Origin of the sequence: Bartonella sp. AC10YNML, from assembly GCF_042196825.1 — a bacterium.
Lineage (GTDB): Bacteria > Pseudomonadota > Alphaproteobacteria > Rhizobiales > Rhizobiaceae > Bartonella.
In genome coordinates, this window is record NZ_JBHIRA010000001.1 from 37,567 (window position 1) to 60,894 (window position 23,328).

The 23,328-nt window shown below is 37.6% G+C and carries 18 protein-coding genes and 3 pseudogenes; 12 read left to right on the forward strand and 9 right to left on the reverse strand.

The window, feature by feature from the left end; genetic code table 11:
• Positions 1 to 37: 37 nt before the first annotated feature.
• The 3 genes and pseudogenes from ACFINA_RS00160 (at position 38) to ACFINA_RS00170 (ending at position 1,624) form a co-directional block, all read left to right on the forward strand.
• Positions 38 to 816: pseudogene (locus ACFINA_RS00160) on the forward strand (heme ABC transporter permease).
• A pseudogene (locus ACFINA_RS00165) lies at positions 804 to 1,056 on the forward strand (hypothetical protein). The pseudogenes ACFINA_RS00160 and ACFINA_RS00165 overlap by 13 nt, the downstream one beginning before the upstream one ends.
• Positions 1,031 to 1,624 (forward strand): DsbE family thiol:disulfide interchange protein, encoded by a 594-nt coding sequence (locus ACFINA_RS00170; protein ID WP_375606183.1) that lies wholly within the window; start codon positions 1,031 to 1,033, stop codon positions 1,622 to 1,624. Before ACFINA_RS00165 ends, ACFINA_RS00170 begins: the two are co-directional and overlap by 26 nt.
• Positions 1,625 to 2,536: 912 nt before the next feature.
• On the opposite strand, the gene ACFINA_RS00175 is transcribed toward ACFINA_RS00170, so the two are convergent.
• The 3 genes from ACFINA_RS00175 to ACFINA_RS00185 are packed head-to-tail and all read right to left on the reverse strand — an operon-like array spanning position 2,537 to position 5,721.
• A complete protein-coding gene (locus ACFINA_RS00175) occupies positions 2,537 to 3,538 on the reverse strand; it encodes an Hsp33 family molecular chaperone (protein WP_375614901.1) in 1,002 nt (333 codons plus the stop codon).
• 36 nt (positions 3,539 to 3,574) lie between these two features.
• The gene (gene argF, locus ACFINA_RS00180) at positions 3,575 to 4,510 is read right to left on the reverse strand and encodes an ornithine carbamoyltransferase (protein WP_375607862.1); all 936 of its coding nucleotides are present in this window, start codon (positions 4,508 to 4,510) and stop codon (positions 3,575 to 3,577) included.
• Positions 4,507 to 5,721, reverse strand: coding sequence for an aspartate aminotransferase family protein (locus ACFINA_RS00185; RefSeq protein ID WP_375606227.1), 1,215 nt, complete (start codon positions 5,719 to 5,721; stop codon positions 4,507 to 4,509). Before ACFINA_RS00185 ends, argF begins: the two co-directional genes overlap by 4 nt.
• Before the next feature lie 484 nt (positions 5,722 to 6,205).
• Here ACFINA_RS00185 and ACFINA_RS00190 point away from each other — a divergent pair, with 484 nt between their 5' ends.
• Positions 6,206 to 6,742, forward strand: a complete 537-nt coding sequence (locus tag ACFINA_RS00190) for a GcrA family cell cycle regulator (RefSeq protein WP_375614902.1) — start codon at positions 6,206 to 6,208, stop codon at positions 6,740 to 6,742.
• 1,011 nt (positions 6,743 to 7,753) lie between these two features.
• Here the strand turns inward: ACFINA_RS00190 and ACFINA_RS00195 are convergent.
• Positions 7,754 to 8,332, reverse strand: coding sequence for a Smr/MutS family protein (locus ACFINA_RS00195; protein WP_375614903.1), 579 nt, complete (start codon positions 8,330 to 8,332; stop codon positions 7,754 to 7,756).
• 52 nt (positions 8,333 to 8,384) lie between these two features.
• Positions 8,385 to 9,077, reverse strand: coding sequence for a Tim44/TimA family putative adaptor protein (locus ACFINA_RS00200; protein WP_375606178.1), 693 nt, complete (start codon positions 9,075 to 9,077; stop codon positions 8,385 to 8,387).
• A gap of 174 nt (positions 9,078 to 9,251) precedes the next feature.
• Between ACFINA_RS00200 and ACFINA_RS00205 the strand changes: the two genes are divergently transcribed.
• Positions 9,252 to 9,746 (forward strand): FxsA family protein, encoded by a 495-nt coding sequence (locus tag ACFINA_RS00205; RefSeq protein WP_375606177.1) that lies wholly within the window; start codon positions 9,252 to 9,254, stop codon positions 9,744 to 9,746.
• Positions 9,747 to 9,888: 142 nt separating this feature from the next.
• Complete coding sequence (gene secB / locus ACFINA_RS00210; protein ID WP_375606176.1) at positions 9,889 to 10,365, forward strand: protein-export chaperone SecB; 477 nt, start codon at positions 9,889 to 9,891, stop codon at positions 10,363 to 10,365.
• 69 nt (positions 10,366 to 10,434) lie between these two features.
• Here the strand turns inward: secB and ACFINA_RS00215 are convergent, their stop codons facing one another.
• Positions 10,435 to 12,735: an NADP-dependent malic enzyme gene (locus ACFINA_RS00215; protein WP_375606175.1), complete on the reverse strand. Its 2,301-nt coding sequence runs from the start codon at positions 12,733 to 12,735 to the stop codon at positions 10,435 to 10,437.
• A gap of 195 nt (positions 12,736 to 12,930) precedes the next feature.
• On the opposite strand from ACFINA_RS00215, the gene mutS reads away from it, so the two are divergent.
• A complete protein-coding gene (mutS, locus tag ACFINA_RS00220) occupies positions 12,931 to 15,675 on the forward strand; it encodes a DNA mismatch repair protein MutS (RefSeq protein ID WP_375614904.1) in 2,745 nt (914 codons plus the stop codon).
• A 1,145-nt stretch (positions 15,676 to 16,820) separates the two neighbouring features.
• Positions 16,821 to 16,943: pseudogene (locus ACFINA_RS00225) on the forward strand (integrase); the annotation flags it as partial.
• Positions 16,944 to 16,964: 21 nt separating this feature from the next.
• Here the strand turns inward: ACFINA_RS00225 and ilvD are convergent.
• The 3 genes from ilvD to ACFINA_RS00240 form a co-directional block, all read right to left on the reverse strand.
• Complete coding sequence (gene ilvD, locus ACFINA_RS00230; RefSeq protein ID WP_375614905.1) at positions 16,965 to 18,803, reverse strand: dihydroxy-acid dehydratase; 1,839 nt, start codon at positions 18,801 to 18,803, stop codon at positions 16,965 to 16,967.
• Positions 18,804 to 19,765: 962 nt separating this feature from the next.
• On the reverse strand, positions 19,766 to 20,017 hold the full coding sequence (locus ACFINA_RS00235; RefSeq protein ID WP_375606172.1) for a DUF1150 family protein: 252 nt from the start codon (positions 20,015 to 20,017) through the stop codon (positions 19,766 to 19,768).
• A gap of 26 nt (positions 20,018 to 20,043) precedes the next feature.
• On the reverse strand, positions 20,044 to 20,475 hold the full coding sequence (locus tag ACFINA_RS00240; RefSeq protein ID WP_375606171.1) for an Hsp20 family protein: 432 nt from the start codon (positions 20,473 to 20,475) through the stop codon (positions 20,044 to 20,046).
• Between the two features lie 122 nt (positions 20,476 to 20,597).
• Here ACFINA_RS00240 and nth point away from each other — a divergent pair, with 122 nt between their 5' ends.
• From nth to pheS, 4 genes are all read left to right on the forward strand, one after another.
• The gene (gene nth / locus ACFINA_RS00245) at positions 20,598 to 21,338 is read left to right on the forward strand and encodes an endonuclease III (RefSeq protein ID WP_375606170.1); all 741 of its coding nucleotides are present in this window, start codon (positions 20,598 to 20,600) and stop codon (positions 21,336 to 21,338) included.
• A 154-nt stretch (positions 21,339 to 21,492) separates the two neighbouring features.
• On the forward strand, positions 21,493 to 21,696 hold the full coding sequence (gene rpmI / locus ACFINA_RS00250) for a 50S ribosomal protein L35 (protein ID WP_183193590.1): 204 nt from the start codon (positions 21,493 to 21,495) through the stop codon (positions 21,694 to 21,696).
• 33 nt (positions 21,697 to 21,729) lie between these two features.
• On the forward strand, positions 21,730 to 22,131 hold the full coding sequence (rplT, locus tag ACFINA_RS00255) for a 50S ribosomal protein L20 (protein ID WP_012230420.1): 402 nt from the start codon (positions 21,730 to 21,732) through the stop codon (positions 22,129 to 22,131).
• Between the two features lie 95 nt (positions 22,132 to 22,226).
• Positions 22,227 to 23,309 carry a phenylalanine--tRNA ligase subunit alpha gene (gene pheS, locus ACFINA_RS00260; RefSeq protein ID WP_375614906.1) on the forward strand — a complete coding sequence of 361 codons (1,083 nt, stop codon included), beginning with the start codon at positions 22,227 to 22,229 and terminating at the stop codon, positions 23,307 to 23,309.
• The last annotated feature ends 19 nt before the right edge of the window (positions 23,310 to 23,328 follow it).

The window sequence follows — 23,328 nt, forward strand, 5'->3', positions numbered from 1 at the left end:
ATTGCCGCATAGCAAAACTCTGCCTATTATGAATTTTATGAATGAAATAATGCGCACATATAAAATGAGATCACTCCCTATAAGTTTTACCCATTTCATGAAAATAAGCAAAATGATTTTGCCTTGGTTAGCCAGCATAACATTGTGTTTTCTTATCTTTGGATTGATTCTTGTGATGCATTCCCCTGATGACTATCAACAAGGGATTACTGTTAAGATTATGTACCTTCATGTACCCTTTGCGTGGTTGTCTACATTCTGTTATATAACGATGAGTGCCGCGGCATTAGGAAATTTGATTTGGAAATATCATCTTGCTGATGTGGCACTCAAATGTGGGGCGCCCATTGGAGCAATTTTCACCGTCTTGGCTCTTATGACAGGAGCACTTTGGGGACGACCTACATGGGGAACATGGTGGGTCTGGGATGCTCGGTTAACATCAGTTTTAATTCTGCTTTTTATCTATCTTGCTATTATCCTGCTTGGACGAGCTTTCGACAACCCAATAAAAGCCGCGCGCGCTACTGCAATTCTTACACTTGTTGGATTTGTTAATATCCCTATTATTAAATTTTCTGTTAATTGGTGGAATACATTGCATCAACCCGCATCATTGTTACGCGCTGGAGGACCAACAATCGACAATGCTATGTTATGGCCCCTTATAACAATGCTCTTTTGTTTCATCTTTATGTTTATTACGCTCTATTTGATGGCTATGCGAAATGAAATCAATCATCGTTATATCCAAATACTTCAGATAAAAAAATCCCGTCGTGCACAACAATAGGCGCTTCATTATGCTCGACCTAAATGGCATCCACAGCGGACTTTTAGGAAATCTATCTCAGAAAATTGATTTTTTCCTGAGCACCCTTAAACACGAGCAAATTGTTGTTTTAAGCTATGTGCTTTCTGCAATATCCCTCTTATGTCTTATTGGATATATTCTTTGCAAAGCCCTCTACCAAAAAAAAATTCTCCAACAGCTAAACAAAAAAGAGCTGTCACAAAAAGATAAAGTATAATGAAAAACATCCCTCCAAAACTTAAAAAAAATATATCTTTGCCTGTTCTGCTTGTTTTTTTTGGACCATTTGTGCTTTTTCTTCTTCTCATGATGTTTTTTTTCAACTTTATGGATAAAAAACACCTTCAAGATTCTTCTCTTCTCCCAAACGCATTAGCTGAAAAACCTGCTCCCAATATTTATCTTCCTCTTCTTGATAAAGAAAGTTATCTCAATTCAAAACAGTTTAAAGGACGTGTCACATTGGTCAATTTTTGGGGTTCTTGGTGTTTACCCTGTCGCGAAGAGCATCCTCTTCTTATGAAAATTGCACAAGATAAACGTTTTGATCTAATTGGCATTAATTATAAAGATAACAAAGCAAATGCCCTGCGCTTTTTAAACAGTTTTGGTAATCCTTTTAAATTTATTGGCTTTGATGATTCAGGATATACAGCTATTGACTGGGGGGTGTATGGACCACCAGAAACCTTTCTCTTGAATAAAGAGAGTATTATTATTGCCAAACATGTTGGTCCCTTAACATGGCAAATTTATCAAAAAAAAATTCTACCAAAAATTGAACAAGCGATTATGACAGAAGAAAAATAATGGAGGTTTGTAAAAACATAACGTTTTATCATGCTATGTATTGCTATTTTATTTATACGGCCACTTATTCTTCTTAGAAAAATTTGACAAGAGTATTATCATTGTTGATTCAAAAACATATGTAAAGAAATATCTGTAGAACAAACCTCCAAAATATGACAAAAATTTTAAGTAGTTTTCATTTTTCCTTAGCGATTAAATATCTGTTTGGGAGCTTTAGTTTTGATTATTTGGACAAAACAATATTGCTATAGAACCATCGTTAGCTTAGTGACAGCAACAAACTATTGTTTTCAAAATCATATAGTATTTTTTCTCCGCTTTTTTATCTGAAATACACATTGTTATGAGGGGACTTCACCACTATTCTCATCTTTATAAAATAATAAATCTGCTTTTTTGCAGCGTCATTGTTATATTTATTCCCATTACACTTATCTGTTCGTAATAGACTCCATAAAGCCTATATTGAATCTATACATTCTTATTCTCTCGATAATTTCCCTTATGATTATAACTAATAAGCTTTATTGAGTCTTAATAAGATAAATTCGAGTAAGAAAATATGACTACAATCAAAAAGTCTCATTTAACAGAGAAGATAAGTTATGAGTACATAATCAATTTATCAATGAACATTATAAAAGAATTCATTGTAAGAAATAAACTTTTGAGATGTAAAAAGTACAAAAGAAGCTTTTTCGAGAAGAGGAAATATATTTTACAGAGAACTCTTTTTTAAGCACTCTATGACATAATTACTGATTTCAACAGAAAGATCACTCGTATACACTAAAAAAACTCTAAAACAAGAAATATTCTAGAAGTTCATATGAGCTTATGCGTAAACTTTTATGACGCAAATAAAATAGGCTTTTGTTGCAATCATCATTTTTTATGAAAAATATTTGATTATGTTTTTTCTTCTAGAAATTCTTGCGGTGTAAAACGATACGTTTTTGAGCAAAATTCACATGTGACTGAAATATGGTTATCTTTAACCATTTTATTGCGTTCATCAATAGGAAATCCTTCTAGGATTCCTTTAATTTTTTCGCATGAACAAGAACATTGATCGACAAGAGAAAAAGAATTAAAAACTCTAACACCTTGTTCATGAAAAAGACGAAACAATAACTGTTTACTACCCACTTGGGGATCTGTTAATTCTGAACTTTCAATCGTTTTCATGAGTATTTTAGCTTCCTGCCATTGGTTATCCAATTGGGTATGAGTTTTCGTTTCTTCTCGCTTTTGATGAGGAGCATCTATTTTATGATGAGACGATTCTTGGGGTAAAAGTTGGGTCAAAATACCTCCAGCTCGCCAACTTTTCTGCGGTTTTCCTTGTTGATCACGATTAATTAATATGGCAACAGCCAAACGAATATCGGTAGGAATTTGCTCTGATTGATCAAAATAAATACGAGAAGCTTCTTGTAAATTTGATCCCTCTAATGCAACTATCCCTTGATAGGGTTGCATGTGGGGACCTTGATCAATTGTGAAAGCTAAAGTTCCTTTTCCTAAAAGTATTTCTGAAGAGGTTTGACCATTGTCTATGGCTTGTTTAAGCTGTTCCTTATCAAAACGAGCATATCCACGTAAACTGGAAGGAGGCGAAAAATCGCACACCAACATATTAACCGGTCCATCGGAATGGGTTTGTAGAATAAATTTTCCCGTAAGTTTTAGAGAAGTTCCAATCAGAACCGTTAAAAGTAAAGCTTCTGCTAGAAGATAAGAAACCGGTTCAGGGTATTGATGTCTTGTGAGAATAGAATTTAAAGTTTCCCCAAGTTGTACGGCACGTCCACGGATATCAAGTTCTTCAACTTGAAAGGGAATAACACTATCATCTTCATGCAAGAAGTTGTTGTTGAGAGAGGCTTCATCCTTAGCTTGTTCACTCATAGCTTTACCTTTTTTATATAATTTGTTGTAGGGAGGCTATTGTGGAGAGAAAAATGCATCTTGTAAACACCAAGAAAGAATTGCTTTTTGAGCATGAAGACGATTTTCAGCCTCATCGAAGACAACGGAGTGCGGTCCATCAATCACAGAATCAACCACTTCTTCACCACGATGAGCAGGAAGACAATGCATAAAAAGAGCATCCGGTTTTGCTAATTTCATGAGAGCTTCATTTACTTGATAAGGCTGAAAAATAGAATGACTGCGAGCACGAAACTCTTGTCCCATGGAGACCCATGTATCGGTCATAATACAATCAGCATCTTGAGCCGCTTCTTGGGGATTATGGGTTAGCATAAGATGCGCTCCCCGCTCACGTGCCCAATGTACAAATTGTTCTTGTGGTTCACTGCCCTTTGGTGTGGCAACACGCAAATGAAAACCAAAAAGAGCTGCAGCTTCAATTAAGGAATGGAGCACATTATTACCATCTCCCATCCATGCAAATATTTTGCCAGCAATTGGCCCTCTATGTTCCTCATAGGTTAAGATATCTGCTAAAATTTGGCAAGGATGTGTATCATCTGTAAGGGCATTAATGACAGGAATTTGTGCATATTGTGCCAATTCGAGCATACGTTGATGTTTTGTTGTTCGTAATATCACGATATCCACAAAACGGGATAAAACTCGAGCCGTGTCAGCTATAGTTTCACTGTGACCAAGCTGCATCTCTGAGCCCGTGAGCATGATTGTATCTCCCCCAAGCTGGCGCATACTGATATCGAATGAAATACGGGTTCGTGTGGATGGTTTTTCAAAAATCATCGCGAGCGTTTTACCTATAAAAGGTTTTGAACCTTTTCCTGCTTTAAAAGATGCTTTAAGGATTTTTGCATAATCGATTAATGCACGTGCCATTGCTGGCGTTAAAATGGATAAATCCGTGAAATGACGAAGAGCATTTGTCATGTGTGTGATATTTGTCTGTCCTTATTTATTTTCGAAAGATAAGAAATTGCTTTTTCAATACGACGCAAACTTTCATCTATTTCTTCTTCCTTGATAATAAGAGGAGGCAATAAGCGCACAACGTTATTGTTGGCAGCAACACTTAAGAGATATTCACTTTCCAAGGCATTAACAACGAGATTTGAAGGCACAACACACTGAATGCCCATCATAAGCCCCATCCCCTGAACAGCGCAGATAATATCAGGATAGATATTGAGAATGTGCAAAAGTCCATTTTTTAATTTATCCCCCATACGCTGAACATGGTTGAGAAAACTTGGCTCTAACAAAATATCAAGAATACTATTTCCTACAGCCATTCCAAGCAAATTGCCTCCAAAGGTTGATCCATGCGTCCCAGGTGTCATACTTTTTGCAACTTTATCCGTTGCAAGGCAAGCACCTAATGGAAATCCACCTCCTAGTCCTTTTGCAAGGGTAAGAATATCAGGCGTGACATCACTCCATTCATAGGCAAAAAGCTTTCCTGTTCGTCCTACACCCGTTTGGACTTCATCTAAAATCAATAACAGACCATTATCATCGCATATTTTGCGCAAAAATCTTAAATATTCATGAGGGACCGTTCGTATTCCTCCTTCTCCTTGAATAGGTTCAATAAGAATAGCGGCGGTATTTTTATTAATAACGTTACGCAAAGCGGTTTCATCACAAAAAGGGACTTGAATAAATCCACCAGCTTTAGGTCCAAAGCCTTCAAGATATTTTTCATGCCCAGTCGCAGCAAGTGCTGCAAGTGTACGTCCATGAAATGCCCCTTCAAAAGTAATTATTTCAATGCGTGTTGAATGACCAGCGGCATAGTAATAATGACGCGCTGTTTTAAATGCGCATTCTAATGCTTCAGTGCCTGAATTGCAGAAAAAAACCTTATCTGCAAAACTATTTGCACAAAGCCGCGTAGCAAGAGCTGCTTGTTCAGGAGATTGAAAAAGATTGGAAACATGCCAAAGCTTTTCAGCTTGTATTTTGAGTGTATCAACCAATTTTGGATGTGAATACCCTAATGCATTAACAGCAATGCCAGATGTGAAATCAAGATAATGTTCTCCTTTATCGGAAATAAGCCATACACCATGCCCTTGTTCAAAATGCAAATTTCGTCGTGCGAAGCATTCATAAAGTGGTTGTACAGAGATGGTGTCCATCATAATTTCCTTTATATTTTAACCTTTTCAATATATATACAAAGCGACACTATAAATAAAACAACATGGTACATTTCGTTACGGTGCTTTCAACTTTCATTGCGATTAATGATTACACCTATGGAATAGATCATTACACCAATTGAAAAAAAGTCAATGAAGGTTCTACAAATAAGCATTTTGGAAAAAACCTTAAACAAAAATGAAAGTTTAACCTATGATTGATTTGCAAGTTGGGGAAAACATTCTAAATAAACTCTTCAAGAGGTAAAGACTCTTGTCATAGAGTGAGTGCATATTGTAATTTACAATATAATAAGCAAGATGATGTGTTTTGATTTGTAAATCCACAGGTTGGATGATTTTTTTATGCTCACGTAGAGTGTAAAGTTCTTTCATTCAGCGTAATGAAAACATTATTTAAACATTTGAAGATGCAACGGGGGAGAGCATCTTAGTGACGTAATCGGAATGGAGTGCTGGTATGGGTTGGACATGTGAACGCGTTGAGCTTCTTAAAAAGCTTTGGAGTGAAGGATTAAGTGCAAGTCAAATTGCTGCTCAATTAGGTGGGGTCAGCAGAAATGCAGTCATCGGCAAAGTACATCGATTAAAGTTACCAGGACGTGGTAAGACAGCACAAGGAAGCACGCGTGCGCAAAAAACTCCCGTGGGAAGCAGCAGCCCATCATCTCCACGTGTGCGTCGCAACACATCCACGGTATCGCCAATAAACACATCAGCTGTAAGTATTGAAGAAACCGCTTTAAAGACAGAATTTGTAGTGGAAGATGTAAAAGAAGTTGATATATCCACAAAATCCAATGTAGTTGTGCCTATATCACGTCAACTTAATCTTCTACAATTGAGTGAAAATACATGTAGATGGCCGGTTGGCGATCCATTATCAGCAGATTTTCATTTTTGTGGTGCAGATTCTGATGAAAATAGCCCTTATTGTGCCTTTCACGCTAAGCTAGCATTTCAACCAATATCTGAAAGACGTCGGATAAGAGTGTAATATCCTCCGATTGAATCTCGTATTCTACGCCTTCTGCGCTTCGTTATTAAATTTTAATTATTGAATTATTATGAGAAAGAAATTTGTTCTTTAATGAATGAAAAAATTTCTTCATGAAAGCATTCATCGTAAATTGTATCTTTTGATGCGAGTGTGTGGCTATGTGTTGTAAAATGTCTATTGTTGTTTATTTTCACGATTCTCTTTAATTCAGTTATACAGTTTTTAAAACTATCCATAGTAGCAATATCTTTTGAAGAACGTAGTTTCTTAATTTCTCATGTTTTTATTTTTCATATACTTAATAGATTAATGCATTGATTTATAAAACAATTTATCATTTTACATCCTGAATTAGATCCGCAAATATGATAAGACTCTCTCATTTTAAGTCTTCTTATATTGAATTAATAAAAATCTTTCGTTTGCACATCACAAACGAGACGAGAGCCGTGTAGAGTAAAAACACTTAAAGAAAGACACACCGCTTATAAACTTTCTCAAGTACTAAGGAGGATTCAAGGGCTATCGCCATATTGGGAAGTGGTAAATCACGTTAGAATATCCAACCTTGCACTTTATATGTAAGTGTAAAGATGGTGGTGTACAATGAATTTTGTACACCTCACGGAGATTACTTTTTACACGCCCTTCCATAAAATGAATTTGAAAATATTAGGAGATATTTTTTTAATAAGCATGTGAATATGTAGTATAAGTATGTTCTGCCTGAAACATTCTGTTTTTCGTGAGTGCTGTTATCACATTAAATCTGTAAAAACAAAAGCATGAGGCAATGAGAGAGTGTAAAACAATGGTCTTTATAAGCCTTTATAAGAAAATTAAAAAATAAAGGGATATTGTATTTAAGGCTTTTGCGCAATATATGAAAATAATTAATTATCATTATTAATCAGTATATTATCACGTCTTTTCTATAACCTGTAATATACGATATCTTATAAAATCAATATTGAACCTAAAACGACCACAATAACATCACATTGCTTTTCACAATACGGAACGGCGCAACCAAACATAAAGCGCACCTTCACCGCCATGTTGACGCGCTGCTTTTTCAAACGCATGGACATAATATCGAAAAGCTGGTGTTGATAACCAATACGGAACAAATCTATACAAAGCTCCATCGCTCCCAACGGATCGTCCTTTTCCTGTAATCACAAGAACATAACGCAATCCTCTCTGCTGAGAGGATTGTAAAAATTTTTTTAAGAAAAAATAAGCTTCTTCCTGCATATAACCGTGGAGATCAAGACGCGCCTCAAGAGGATAACGACCTTGGGAAATTTTACGATGTGCAACATGATCAAAGAAATGATCCTTTTGTGCTTGTGTAACTGCCCTCTTTTCTCTTTTAATAATTGTCGAGGGTTGTTGATTTTCCTGAGACAATAAGGAGATTTGAGTTACAGGCTGTTTTTTATCATTAATATTTGCAATAGTTTCTGAAGTAGAAGAGAGAATCTTACCATGAAGCGGTGTTATCGTACGACAAACCATCTCCCATAAAAGGCGATCTTGTGAAGCCAATAAATCTCTTTTTTGTCTCCATTTATTTGAGGACATTTTAATTTCTCATAAATCATTGAATGCTTATGGAAGAAAAACAAAAAGTATTTTAATTTTCATTTTCTGTAGCAAAAAGCTTCCAGTTGGGATCTGATGATAAACTATTGCGAACAAAAGTCCAAATATCCCTGATTTCTACAATAGCATCAGGATCACCGTCTATACGCTCGCCCTGTTCATTATAAGTAACAGAAATCATCTCACTGACAATACGTATCGTTAAAAGTTCGTCTTTTTCTTGTATTGCCGCCGAGACAAACTCGATCTTATTAATTCCAACAAAAGTAAACTCTATTCTTTCTTTGTTTTTTTCTCGTTGTTCAATCGCTGTACAAAAGTTTTCAAAAACATTCTGACAAAGCAAGCTTTTTAGTTGACTGCGATCACCTTTGGCAAAAGCTGTTACAATCATTTCATAAGCAATTTGTGCACCTTTTATAAAAAATTGAGGAGAAAAATGCGGGTCAATTTTACGCAGTGCTCGCAAATTTTTATTCAAAATACTTCCCTCTGGTGCAATTTCATCAATTTCACTAAAATTGCCTTTTTCTGAATTTTTCTGATGAGGGAACGAAACAATATTATCTGTCGTTTCTGTCTCATCTTGTTTTTTAGAACGTCGTGAATAAGGATCAAAGGGTGGCTTTTCAAACCCAATTCGTTTCCCTAATACATTACGGAGTTGCACAAAAATAACAACCATAATAACAAGAGCGATGACAAGTATAACGTCAAATTCCATAGGCGCTGTCAATCTCCAAAGATTAAGTCTCTAATAAACATTGCAGTCAATACCATTTATCAATAAATATGTAAAATAAGGAATCTTATCATTCAAATATTTTTATAGATTTTATATTTAAACGGAGTTCTCTTAAGAATTTCTCCCCCTACTCATCCAGAAGGAAATTTTCATGTGATAAAACTTTATTCTATAAATCCTCGTTTTTTTGTTGTTATCTTTCTTTGCATTCTTTTAATCGAGATTGCTGGTTTTATCTTTGTTGGTCAAGAAATTGGTATTTTAGCAACCTTGAGTCTGGTTATTCTCACAACCATAGTTGGGGTTGTTTTATTGCGAATTCAAGGGATTAGCCTTTTAAAAAACATACAAACTGAACTTATCCAAGGACGCACATTAGAAAATAATATTATCAATGATGCTTTCATTATGTTCAGTGCGATTTTACTTATTCTTCCCGGCTTTATAACTGATCTCTTGGGAATATTACTTCTTATTAAACCAATTCGCTCTGTTGTTTGGCATTTCTTTTCATCATTAAAAAACAAAATGAATCAAAATACTAAAAGAAAAAATGACTCTGAAAAAATAATTGACCTTAACGCAGAAGATTACACAATTCATGATACGACAGAATCTCCATGGCGCAAAAATGATGATAACCATTGAAATGCCTAAAAAATCTGTAACAAACTAAAAAAATATTCAAGATAAAGAGCGCATTTCTTGCAACCTTTTGCAAGGCGTGATAACCAATCTGGTCTTTAGATCTAAAATAAATATACATATTATAATGAGAGAGGTTCGTCGTATGGCCGAAGGTGAAATGAATAACAGTGGTGGAGAGCCGGTTTTTGCTGTATTAACTCAATATTTAAAAGATTTATCATTCGAAAACCCTGGTGCTCCTCGTTCATTGCGTGCACGTGAAAAGTCACCACAAATTGATATCAATATTAACGTCAATGCTAACCCAATTGGTGATGATAATTATGATGTCGTTTTGTCTCTCTCCGTTAAAGCCAATGATGACACTGAAACCTTATTTCATGTAGAACTGATTTACGGTGGTGTTTTCCACCTTAAAAACATTCCACAAGAACATGTTATGCCACTGGTCTTTATTGAATGTCCCCGTCTTTTATTTCCATTTGCTCGCCAAATTATATCTGATGCTACTCAAAGTGGTGGTTTTCCACCTTTGTGGATTGACCCTATTGATTTTGCAGCACTCTTCCAAAAGCGTCTTTCTGAAGAACAAAAGGACAGTCAAATACAGCCCTCTTAAAAAATTTATTTTTTTTGCTATCAAAAAGCCCCTTGATATATTATTGGTATATTAGGGGCTTTTTTTCCTTTAGATGACTTTTTCGGCATGATAAGCCGCAAGCATTGCAATATTGACAACATCTGTATCGCTTCCACTAAATGGTACAATTTGGACAGATTTTTCCAATCCAATTAAAATAGGACCAATGATGGTTGCTTCACCAAGTTCTTGTAACATTTTGCTGGCAATGGAAGACGCGTGATATCCAGGCATAACTAAAATATTAGCAGTCTCTGTTAATCCCATAAATGGGTATTGCTGCATCAATTTGGAATTGAGCGCCACATCAGCGCTTATTTCTCCATCAAACTCAAAATCAACCTTGCGTTCGTGCAAAATATTAATTGCATCCTGAATTTGCTGCGTCGTCTGCCCTTTCATGTAGCCAAACGTAGAAAATGCTAAAAATGCTACCCGTGGTTGATATCCAAATCCACGCACAAACGAAGCTGTTTGTTCCGCTATATCAGCAAATTCTTCAGCATTAGGATTTTCATAAACAGCTGTATCGGCAATAAACACAGTTCGGCCACGGCAAATGGCCATTGAAATACCAATCAATCGTTCTTTTGGTTTTTCATCAATTGCCCGACGTATATCGATCAACGCTGTTTCATAATTGCGTGTCACCCCTGTAACCATTGCATCAGCATCTCCTAGTGCCACCATACACGCAGCAAAATAATTGCGATCATTATTGATACGACGATGACAGTCACGCAACAGCCAGCCTTGACGCTGCATCTTTTTATAAAGATAATTCGCATAAGCATCTGTACGGCAAGAAAGCTTGGCATTTATAATAGAAATACCTTCACGCTCCAAATCAATTCCAGCGATAACAGCTGCTTCTCTTATTTGCTCTTCCCGACCAACCAAAATCGCTTGTCCTAATTTTTGATGAACATAAGAAACGGCTGCCCGCATAACTTGTTCTTCTTCACCTTCTGCAAAAACAATTTGTTTTGGCGCTTGACGAACGTGGTTATAAACCCCACGCATTATCGAAGAAGTAGGATCACGCCTCGCATTTAAATCACGCTCATAGGCCTCTAAATCATCTATGTTCTTTTGTGCAACACCGCTTTCCATTGCTGCTTTTGCTACCGCTATTGAAACAACTGTGAACAAACGCGGATCAAAAGGAACGGGAATGATATAATTAGGACCAAATTTTAATCGCTTTCCACGATAAGCTTCTGCAACGCTGTCAGGTACTTCCTCATGCGCTAAATCAGCAAGAGCTCTTGCCGCAGCAATCTTCATGTCTTCATTAATAACTGTTGCACGCACATCAAGCGCACCACGAAATATATAAGGAAAACAGAGAACATTATTAATCTGATTTGGATAATCGGAACGCCCTGTTGCAACAATAGCATCATGACGCACTTGCATAACCTCTTCCGGCGTAATTTCTGGATCGGGATTGGCCATAGCAAAAATGATCGGCTGCGGCGCCATGGATTTTACCATTTCAGGGGTAAGAGCACCTTTAGCAGAAACCCCGAAAAATATATCTGCTCCTTCCATTGCTTCCATAAGCGTACGTTTATCCGTTCGAATAGCATGCGCAGATTTCCACTGATTCATTCCCTCTTTACGACCTTCATAGACCACGCCCTTTGTATCACATAATATGATATTTTCAGAACGAAAGCCCATTGCTTTAATCAGTTCAATACAAGCAATCCCAGCAGAACCAGCACCATTACAGACTAACCGCGTGTTTTGCATATCGCGCCCTGTTAAAGTCAAAGCATTGAGAACACCCGCAGCAACAATAATCGCTGTACCATGTTGATCATCGTGAAAAACAGGAATATTCATCACCTCGCGTAGGCGGCTTTCAATCATAAAGCACTCAGGTGCCTTAATGTCTTCAAGATTGATTCCACCAAAAGAAGGTTCTAAATGACGCACCAAATTGATAAAACTTTCCGTATCATTTATATCAATTTCTAAATCAATGGAATCAATATCCGCAAAACGCTTAAACAGCACTGCTTTGCCTTCCATGACCGGCTTAGAGGCAAGGGCACCTAAATTGCCTAACCCTAAAATAGCTGTACCATTTGAAATAACAGCAACAAGATTGCCTTTTGCTGTATAATCGTAAGCGAGTGCTGGATTTTGAGCAATTGCCTTAACTGGAACTGCAACACCTGGTGAATAAGCAAGTGCTAAATCATGCTGTGTTGCCATAGACTTTGTTGCAACAATCTCAAGCTTTCCTGGTCGACCACGACTATGAAAATCTAGAGCTTCTCTTTCGCTCGCACTGTAAACAGTTTGAGACATTTTCTGATCCTGCTCGCTCTTTTTCATCTCACTTTATTTTCTCCAAAAACAGTGTAAATTTTGCTTGATAATGCGTATAGTTATTAAATTTGATTCATATGTTAGAAATCGCTATTCTTGCCTTAGCAAATCTGATGATACGTTGCAATTTAGAGATAAATAAATATCGAAGTAAACAAAAAAGAGTAAAAACTTCACTTAAAGGAAACAGGCCTCGTACAAATGGATAAAAAAAACAATCATAAAAATAATTTAATTCCACAGCCTGCCTCCTCATCTGCTTCCTCTCAAGAACGTCTTACACCTATGATGGAGCAGTACATAGAAATCAAAGCCATCAATCATGATTCCCTTCTCTTTTACAGGATGGGGGATTTCTATGAATTATTTTTTAATGATGCAATTGAAGCGGCTCAGGCTTTAGGAATCACACTCACAGCACGCGGAAAACATTTAGGACAAGATATTCCTATGTGTGGTGTTCCCGTTCATGCGGCAGATGATTATTTGCAAAAACTCATTGCTTGTGGTTATCGTGTTGCTGTTTGTGAACAAATAGAAGATCCTGCTGAAGCGAAAAAACGTGGCTCAAAGTCTGTTGTTCGGCGTGATGTTGTTCGTCTTGTAACACCTGGAACAATAACAGAAGAAAAACTCCTTGATCCAACGCGTGCAAATTATTTGATGACGCTTTCCCGTATAAAAACCAGTGATGGAGAAGAGTTTGCTCTTTCTTGGATTGATATCTCAACAGGCATATTTCGTGTAACAGAAAGCCGCCAAGAAAAACTTTTGGCAGATATTATGCGTGTGGATCCACAAGAAATCATTGTTGCTGATTCCTTTTTTCATGATAAATCTCACAAATCGCTTTTTAATGTTCTTGATCGTATCGTTTCACCTCAACCTGCTTGTCTCTTTGATGCACTCACCGCTGAACGCGATATTTGCAATTATTTTAAACTCTCAACTCTTGAGGGTGTTGCCGATTATTCACGTTCCGAACTCTCTGCAATTGTGGCGGCTATTCGTTATATCGAAAAAACACAAATCACGCATCGTCCTCCCCTCATGCAGCCTGAGCGCCAAAATGAAAGTGCGACTCTTTTTATTGATGCTGCAACCAGATTAAGCCTTGAACTTATTCGTACGACATCAGGTCAACGGGATGGAAGTTTATTAAAAGCGATTGATCGCACTGTAACAGGAGGAGGGTCACGCCTTCTTATTGACCGCCTTATTGCTCCCCTCACCACTCCTTCAGCGATTGATACGCGTTTGGATTCTATCGATTTTTTTCTACGTAATCCTTCTCTTGCAGAAGCGATAAAGCTTATTTTAAAAGGGGGACCAGATATGCCCCGCGCCGTTTCACGTTTGGCTCTTGGACGAGGAGGCCCCCGTGATATGGCGACAATCCAACGCGGTTTTGAAATCATTCGTGAACTGCATCAACTCCTTAATAATGAGCTCCTACCTCAAGAAATAAGTGATGTACAGCAGATATTCTCAAACTTACCCACAGCTTTATACATTCATTTAGAGCAAGCATTAGCTGATGATCTCCCACTGCTTAAACGTGATGGGGGATTTATTCGCTCCAATTATCATAAAGAGCTCGATGAAATGCGGGCTTTACGTGACGAATCTCGCCGCGTTATCGCTGAACTTCAAGCGCAATATGCCCAAGAAACAGATATTAAGACGCTTAAAATAAAGCATAATAATATTCTAGGCTATTTCATTGAAGTAACCAGTACACAAGCATCTGCTCTCACAAATAATCCACAGGCTAAAGCACGTTTTATTCATCGCCAAACAATGGCAAACGCTATGCGTTTTACGACAACAGAGCTTGCTGACCTTGAAAGCCGTATTGCCCATGCTGCCAACCATGCATTGACGCTTGAATTAGAAATCTTTGATATTCTCGTTCAGGAAATTACCGAACAAGTTGACTTTATTCGTAAAGCCTCTGAAGCAATTGCCATTTTAGATGTCTCTGTCGCTCTAGCACATCTTGCTGAAGAACAAGGATATTGCCGCCCTAAAATTGATCATTCACTGACCTTTCATATTACAGCAGGACGCCACCCTGTCGTCGAGCAAGCACTCCGCAAACAAGCCGCAGAACCCTTTATTGCCAATAATTGTGATCTCTCTGTACAAAAAAATCAACAGTATGCAGCAATCTGGCTTTTAACTGGACCTAATATGGGAGGAAAATCAACTTTTTTGCGGCAAAATGCTCTCATTGCTATTATGGCACAAATGGGGTCCTTTGTTCCAGCAACTTCAGCGCATATTGGCGTCGTTGATCGCCTGTTTAGCCGTGTTGGTGCTTCCGATGATCTTGCACGAGGGCGCTCAACCTTTATGATGGAAATGGTGGAAACAGCAACGATTCTCAACCATGCAAGTCACCACTCCCTTGTTATTCTTGATGAAATAGGACGTGGAACATCAACCTTTGATGGACTATCTATTGCTTGGGCAGCCGTTGAATATCTCCATGAAGTTAACCATTGTCGTGCTATTCTTGCTACCCATTTTCATGAAATGACTGCGCTTACCGAAAAACTTGATAGACTGCATAATGTAACCATGAAAGTCAAAAATTGGGATGGTGATGTGGTTTTCCTTCATGAGGTCATACCAGGAGCTGCTGACCGTTCCTATGGTGTACAAGTTGCAAAGCTTGCTGGACTTCCCCCAGCCGTTATTACACGAGCGACAGATGTCCTCCATCAACTAGAACAAGGTGAAATGGCTGGAAAAGGGCATAAACTCATTGATGATTTACCCCTCTTTTCTCTTAAAGCAACATCTCCCGTCAATGAAGAAAGAAACAAACATTGTGTTCTTCACGAAGCTTTAAAAAATATCCATCCTGATGAACTCTCTCCTAAGCAAGCTTTAGAAACAATTTACCACCTCAAACAGCTTGAAGAGAGTACCCCCCTATAGAAAACAGATGTTATTTTTTATTAAATAAGCTTTCTTAATAGGAAATAAAGTGTCCTTTTTTGATATGTTTTGGTACAAATATTTGTTTACCTTATTCCTATTGCTTTTCTACGCAATATATTTTGATAAGTAGAATGCATCTAGAGGAAAAATCCTATGCATTATATTTCATATTTCCTTAGATCAATCTTGACGTTTATACAAAAAAATTGATCCACATCGATTCTTTTTACAAGACAATCATTTTTTGCAACGATTATCTTGAATTCTCCTCCACCTTGCCAACATGCATGTCTAATGAATTACGCTTTTTCTTTATATTTCAAATGATAAAGAACTCTTTTACTGTTTCCACATGAATCATATAATTAAGTATATCAATGATATTCTAATTGCATTTTATTTTCCTAAAAAAAGCTTTTGAAATCCTTCCCAACCTTAAACGACGAAGATTTCCACTCGAATTTGATCTGTAAACAGTCCCAATTCTAGCGGCTTCCTCTTAAGCTTCCCACTCATGTAATTAACTTACACAAGGACTTGACAAACAAGCCTAAGAATATTCACAACTCACGTTAAAAACACTTAAATGTTGAAAGCTTTCTTATATCCCACGTCTCAATGACAGTGTTTTATAGCCCAACAAAATAATATCACCAGTACAATAAATATCTTTCATAAGATGAGTAATAAGAGATCATAACCTTGCATAAAACTAGAATATGATATGAAAAGCGCTTGATACGACCTCACCTGTCTTACACAACTACTAAAAAAAATCCGCAGCAGCTTTTATAAATTTTATGCATCGCCTTTTAATCATACTTACGATAACTCAAAATATCCTGATAAGCTCATAAACTTATCCGCTTAGAATATCGTGCAAAAGATACCAAAAAATCTCTTAGAGGACTATCTTTCTTTTATAAGTCAATACATTGATTTATAATTAAAGTTTAGCGTTATTGAACTTGAATTAGCCCCCCCAAATATCGTAAGATTCTTTCATTTCAAGCCTGTTTATCTTAAACCAATCAAAATCACTTGCTTGCACATCACAAGCGGGATGAGTGTGTGGGAAAAACTATAATACAAATGCCTCTTATGAACCCCAAGGATTGTAGCAACATCCATGAGCTGGCAAAGTGTGTGATGGTGCCGGCTTGCTTCTTCTCAAGCGTAAAGATGGGGCTGTTCAATGGATTTATCGTTATACCATTCATAGGTACCGTCGCAAAATGCGCTTGGGAGCATTGAGAGATGTCTCTTAAAACGCATCCTTTATCTCATCAAATATTACGAACTGCACCCTTTGAAGCAGATGTGGTCATCGCTGCATAAGCTTTGAGAGCCTTTGAAATTTTACGCTGACGCTTCTCAACCGGTTGCCAAGCACCTTTTCCTTTTGCTTCCATCTTAGCACGACGCTGCCTCATTTCAATGTCATCAACCAATATATGAATGCTACGATTTGGAATATCAATTTCTATGATATCCCCCTCTTCTACCAACGCAATTTCTCCTCCTTCAGCAGCTTCTGGTGAAATATGTCCTATCGAGAGCCCTGAGCTCCCCCCTGAAAAACGTCCATCCGTAACAAGTGCACAAACCTTGCCCAATCCTTTAGATTTGAGATAACTCGTTGGATAGAGCATTTCTTGCATTCCAGGTCCACCACGAGGACCTTCATAACGGATTAAAACAATTTCACCTGTTTTAATCTTATCCGTTAATATAGCTGAAACAGCTGAATCTTGGCTTTCAAAAATTCTTGCTGGACCTTTAAAGGTTAAAATTGACTGATCAACACCTGCTGTCTTTACAATACAGCCATCTTTTGCAAGATTTCCATAAAGAACTGCCAATCCTCCATCTTGTGAATAAGCATGTTTCCTATCGCGAATCACACCTTTTTCACGATCAAGATCAAGAGTCTCATAGCGACTAGATTGGCTAAAAGCGGTTTGGGTTGGAATGCCACCTGGAGCAGCACGATAAAATGCACGAACTGTTGGTTCATTGGTTTGTTTTACATCCCAACGGTACAAAGCTTCTTTCATCGTTTTTGCGTGAACCGTATAAGTTGACGTATCAATGAGTCCCGCCGCATCCAATTCGCCTAAAAGCCCCATAATACCACCGGCACGATGAACATCTTCCATATGCACATTCGCAACAGAAGGAGCAACCTTGCATAAAACAGGAACACGACGTGAAAGATGATCAATATCCGCCATGGTAAAATCCACCTCACCTTCTTGCGCCGCTGCTAAAAGATGCAGTACTGTATTGGTTGATCCTCCCATGGCAATATCAACGGTCATTGCATTTTCAAAAGCCTTGCGTGAAGCAATAGAGCGTGGCAAAACTGTTTCATCATCTTCTTCATAATAACGCTTAACCAATGTAACAATCTGTTTTCCAGCTTCTTCAAAAAGCATCCGTCGATCTGCATGTGTTGCTAGCATTGATCCATTTCCGGGAAGCGAAAGCCCCAATGCTTCCGTTAAACAATTCATAGAGTTGGCCGTAAACATTCCTGAACAAGAACCACATGTAGGACAAGCAGCGCGCTCCATTTCAGCAACTTCTTCTTCTGAATTCTGTTCTGAAGCTGCTGCGACCATGGCATCAACCAAATCAACCATTAGATCTTGATCTTTCCATTTAATCTTACCTGCTTCCATAGGACCGCCTGAAACAAAGATTGTTGGAATATTCAACCGTAAAGCAGCCATTAACATACCAGGCGTAATTTTGTCACAATTAGAAATACAGACAAGTGCATCCGCACAATGTGCATTAACCATATACTCTACAGAATCAGCAATAATTTCGCGTGAAGGCAAAGAATAAAGCATTCCATCATGCCCCATCGCAATTCCATCATCTACAGCAATAGTGTTAAACTCTTTCGCAACACCACCAGCAACGGCTATCTGTTGTGCAACCAATTGCCCAAGATCCTTTAAATGGACATGTCCTGGTACAAATTGTGTAAAAGAATTCGCAATCGCAATAATGGGTTTACCAAAATCTGCATCTTTCATCCCTGTTGCACGCCAAAGACCGCGGGCTCCTGCCATATTACGCCCGTGAGTCGATATTCTTGAACGGTAAGAAGGCATTATTTTTTTCCCCTCAAATAATTCCATTTTTCTTGTTGTGCTGTAACTTCATTATAAAAACAAGAGCTTTAGTATTCAAAAGAGAAAAATACCTTGGACTGAGACATTTGAAGCACAAAATTAAAAGATTTGCATCAACTTCCTCATAAAGCTTTTGTTTTTTCTATTCCTTATCAATCAACATCTCATCTCTGCATAACTCTATATTTGAGAAAAATGTCAAGACGATTCAGTGCAGTATGAACTGTTCTAGATTTTTGTATGCCAGATTTGATGGCTATATTGCGTCTATCTATTTGCGTAATTTCTGAAATTGGAAAGAATATAAAGGCATCGTGGTAAAAATCTATCATCTCCTTACAATTCAGCTTTACACCTTTCAAAAGCTTCCATAGTAATATCTTTTAAATAATGATGAGGCGCTGTCTCATACTTTTGTTTTTCACACTCTTCAATGGAGTTACCCCCTTAGGAAGAACAAAACACACCAAACAAAATACACTTGTATTGCCAATTTACGCATTCGTTTTAAAGAAACATTTCTCACTGCGCTCGAACTCAGTTCATGACAGCGCCCATAAAGGTATAACAGCCCTCGTGAATAATATAAACTTATGAGAAGCATCCTCACCACTTATGAAGAAGAAAACAAACACCATCATACATTTTACTCATCCCCAATGTTGCGAAGTCCTTGGCAATTAAGACAATTAAAAAGAGAGATTTTTATTCCTTTCTTCAAGTGTTTTTATCCACATGGCTCTCCTTGCTTATGACATCAAGTGACTTTAATTGTTTTAACATAAGAAGATCTCAAATGAGAGAACCTTATGATTTTCGGGACTCTCATTCCAGTTGTAAAAAATTAATTATGAATATAAATCAATGTCTTATATCATTATACCCTTTATGAGAAAAACGAATAGAATTTATAAAGAACTCCGTTTTTCTCGTAAGGAAATCTAGTGCAGAGTTACAATTTGTAGTTCATGCTCATTGGCTCCAGCAAGAGCGATAGAGCGTTCATCGGATAAAATGATAGGATAACCTGTTTCACCAAAGAGAGCCCATATGGTAATGCCTGGGGTCATTGGTGGAAGATCTGGAAAGTTTTTAGCCAAGTCATCTGTACAAACTTTTTTTAAATAGGCAATCTGTCCCGCATCAGAGTAGGCTGTGTTCTGAAACGATAAGTTTTGTTTATGTTCTCCCATTTCACGGTTCCTTTACGCCTTAACTTTTATGACTCACCACTACTGACTTTAATTGGAATCTGTTTTATTTCTTTTTTTAATCTTGGTTGATACAGATTAATTGATAAAAGACCATTTTTCAACTCCGCATTTGTGACATGCATCCCTTCCGCAAGAATAAAGATTCGCTGGAATTGTCGCGCAGCTATACCGCGATATAAATATTGATGATTTTGGTTGTCTGTTTGTTTACCATGAATAACCAATTGATTATCATCGAGCAAAATATTAAGATGATTAATCTTAAATCCAGCAACAGCCAAAGTTATCCGGATATGATTTGCATCATCGTTTTTATGTAAACGTTCAATGTTATAGGCTGGGTAAGCTTCATCAGCTTTACCGATACGTTGCAATGTTTTTTCTACGGTTTCAAATCCTAAAAGAAAAGGATTGGAGAAAGGCGTCACATGTGTCATTCATGAGTATCCTCTTTGAAAAGCGGCGTTACTTGACCAAACTCTATACAAAGTGTTCGCTGCATTCCTCTCATATGGCGAGCGTAAATGATAACTTCAAGAGAGAAAATTAAGAGAGTTCAATGACTCAACGTACCATAAAATTATCAAAAGCGCGAAATTTATCTAGTATATTATATAATAAAGATGAAGTTGCAGAAATATTTCGCCGTTTTTCTGTGCAACGCCCAGCGCCTAAGAGTGATCTTATCTATACAAATATTTTTACGCTTTTGGTGGCAGTTGTACTTTCAGCTCAAGCGACAGATGTAAGCGTTAATAAAGCGACAAAAGAATTATTTCGCCTTGCTGATCAACCGGAAAAAATGGTTGCATTAGGGGAAGAAGAAATAGCACTTCATATCCGTTCAATCGGTCTTTGGCGAGCAAAAGCACGCAATATTTATGCACTTTGCAACTGTTTAATTAATCAATATGGCGGTCAAGTCCCTGATACGCGTGAAGCACTTATGTCCCTCCCTGGAGTGGGACGAAAAACGGCTAATGTTGTTTTGAATGTTGCTTTTGGTCAACCTACATTGGCAGTAGATACACATATTTTTCGCTTAAGCAATCGTCTTGGTTTAGCGCCTGGCAAAACACCAGAGATTGTCGAAAAAAAATTATTAAAGATTATACCGATCTATTATCTTCGTCATGCGCATCATTGGCTAATTTTACATGGACGCTATATTTGTCAAGCACGTCAAGCAAAATGTGCGCAATGCATTATTGCCGATTTATGTAAAGCCGCAAGCAAAACAAATGCTATTCCGGCACCTCTGGTTGAAATTCAAGGCAATGGAGCGCCCATTTTTTTATAATACGGTCTTGCTATTTTGTGTATACTAGCTTATGAGAACATTTTTGGAACCGCCCGGCAGGGCATGCCGTGGCTGTTTAAATGCTTGTTCAAGCGTTGGTCCGCTTGATCAAATAAAATGTTTGATTGAATCAATTAATGTATGGAGTAGCAAAATGCCCAAGATGAAGACCAAATCATCCGCTAAAAAGCGGTTTAAAATCACTGCGTCAGGCAAAATTAAAGTAGCAGCTGCTGGTAAGCGCCACGGCATGATTAAGCGTTCGAATAAATTTATTCGCGATGCACGTGGAACAATGGTTTTGTGTGAACAAGATGCTAAAAAAGTCATTCAGCATTATTTGCCGAATGGTATTTAAACCTTACGCTTTTGATTTTGAGGAGATTATAATATGGCTCGTGTGAAAAGAGGTGTGACAGCACACGCTAAGCACAAAAAAGTTCTTAAACAAGCTGAAGGCTTTTATGGTCGACGTAAAAATACCATTCGTGCTGCTAAAGCAGCAGTTGATCGTTCAAAGCAGTATGCTTATCGTGACCGCAAAAATAGAAAGCGTACTTTCCGTGCTTTGTGGATTCAGAGAATTAATGCGGCTGTTCGTGCAGAAGGTTTAACTTATGGACGTTTTATTGATGGCTTATCAAAAGCCGGTATTGAAGTTGATCGTAAAGTTCTTTCAGACATAGCAATCTATGAGGCAGAAGCATTTTCTGCTCTAGTCGCTTCAGCAAAAAAAGCTTTAGAATATTTAAAAGACACAACACCTAATGCTTTTGAAGGCGCTGTCAAGTAAGCCAGTCGTGTTCTCTTAAAGCATTTATTTATTCGAGGTCCCGTGCTGGCTATGGCGAGTACGGGTTTTTCTTTATTAAAAAAATAGGCAAAAATATGAACGATATTGAGCGTTTGGAACAAGAAATTTGTTTAGCCTTAGAAGCTGCAAGTGATGAACAGGCACTTGAAACAGTGCGTATTGCAGCATTGGGGAAAAAGGGGAGCATCTCTGAAAAATTAAAAGAATTAGGAAAAATGGAGGCTAGCGAGCGTCATAAAGTTGGACCTGTTCTTAATGGATTAAAAAATCGTATTTTAGAGTTATGGGCGCAAAAGCGTGATCTTCTAAAAAGACAAGCAATGGATGCTCGTCTTTCTCGTGAAACGGTGGATGTTACCTTACCTGTTCGTTCTTCTCCTATGGAACGGGGGCGTATTCATCCTATTTCACAGGTAATTGAGGAAATTATTGCCATTTATACAACGTTGGGTTTTTCTCTTGCAGAAGGTCCAGATATTGAAACAGACTATTATAATTTTACAGCATTAAATTTTCCTGAAGGGCATCCAGCGCGTGAAATGCATGATACATTCTTTTTTGATGTTGATAAAATGGGAGAGAGAAAATTATTGCGGACCCATACATCACCTGTACAAATTCGCACACTAGAAAAACAAAAAGCACCGATACGGATCATTATTCCTGGAAAAACTTACCGCATGGATTCGGATGCAACGCATTCTCCCATGTTCCATCAGGTAGAAGGTCTTGTCATTGATAAAACCTCCACCATTGCCCATATGATGTGGCTACATGAAACCTTTTGTAAAGAATTTTTTGAAGTTCCCTCTGTAAAAATGCGTTTTCGTCCCTCTTTTTTCCCTTTTACTGAACCATCTATGGAAGTGGATATTCAATGTGATCGTTCTGGTTCAGAAATAAAATTTGGTGAAGGACAGGATTGGTTGGAAATTTTAGGATGCGGAATGGTGCATCCTCATGTGTTGAAAAATGTTGGTTTAGATCCCGATGAATATCAAGGCTTTGCATGGGGAATGGGCATTGATCGTATTGCCATGTTGAAATACGGTATGCCTGATTTGCGAGCTTTTTTTGATGCTGATCTGCGTTGGTTAGACCATTATGGCTTTCGTTGCTTTGATATGCCTGCTTTTTTTCCTAATAGAAATGTGTGATCTTAGTCATCGCTTTCAT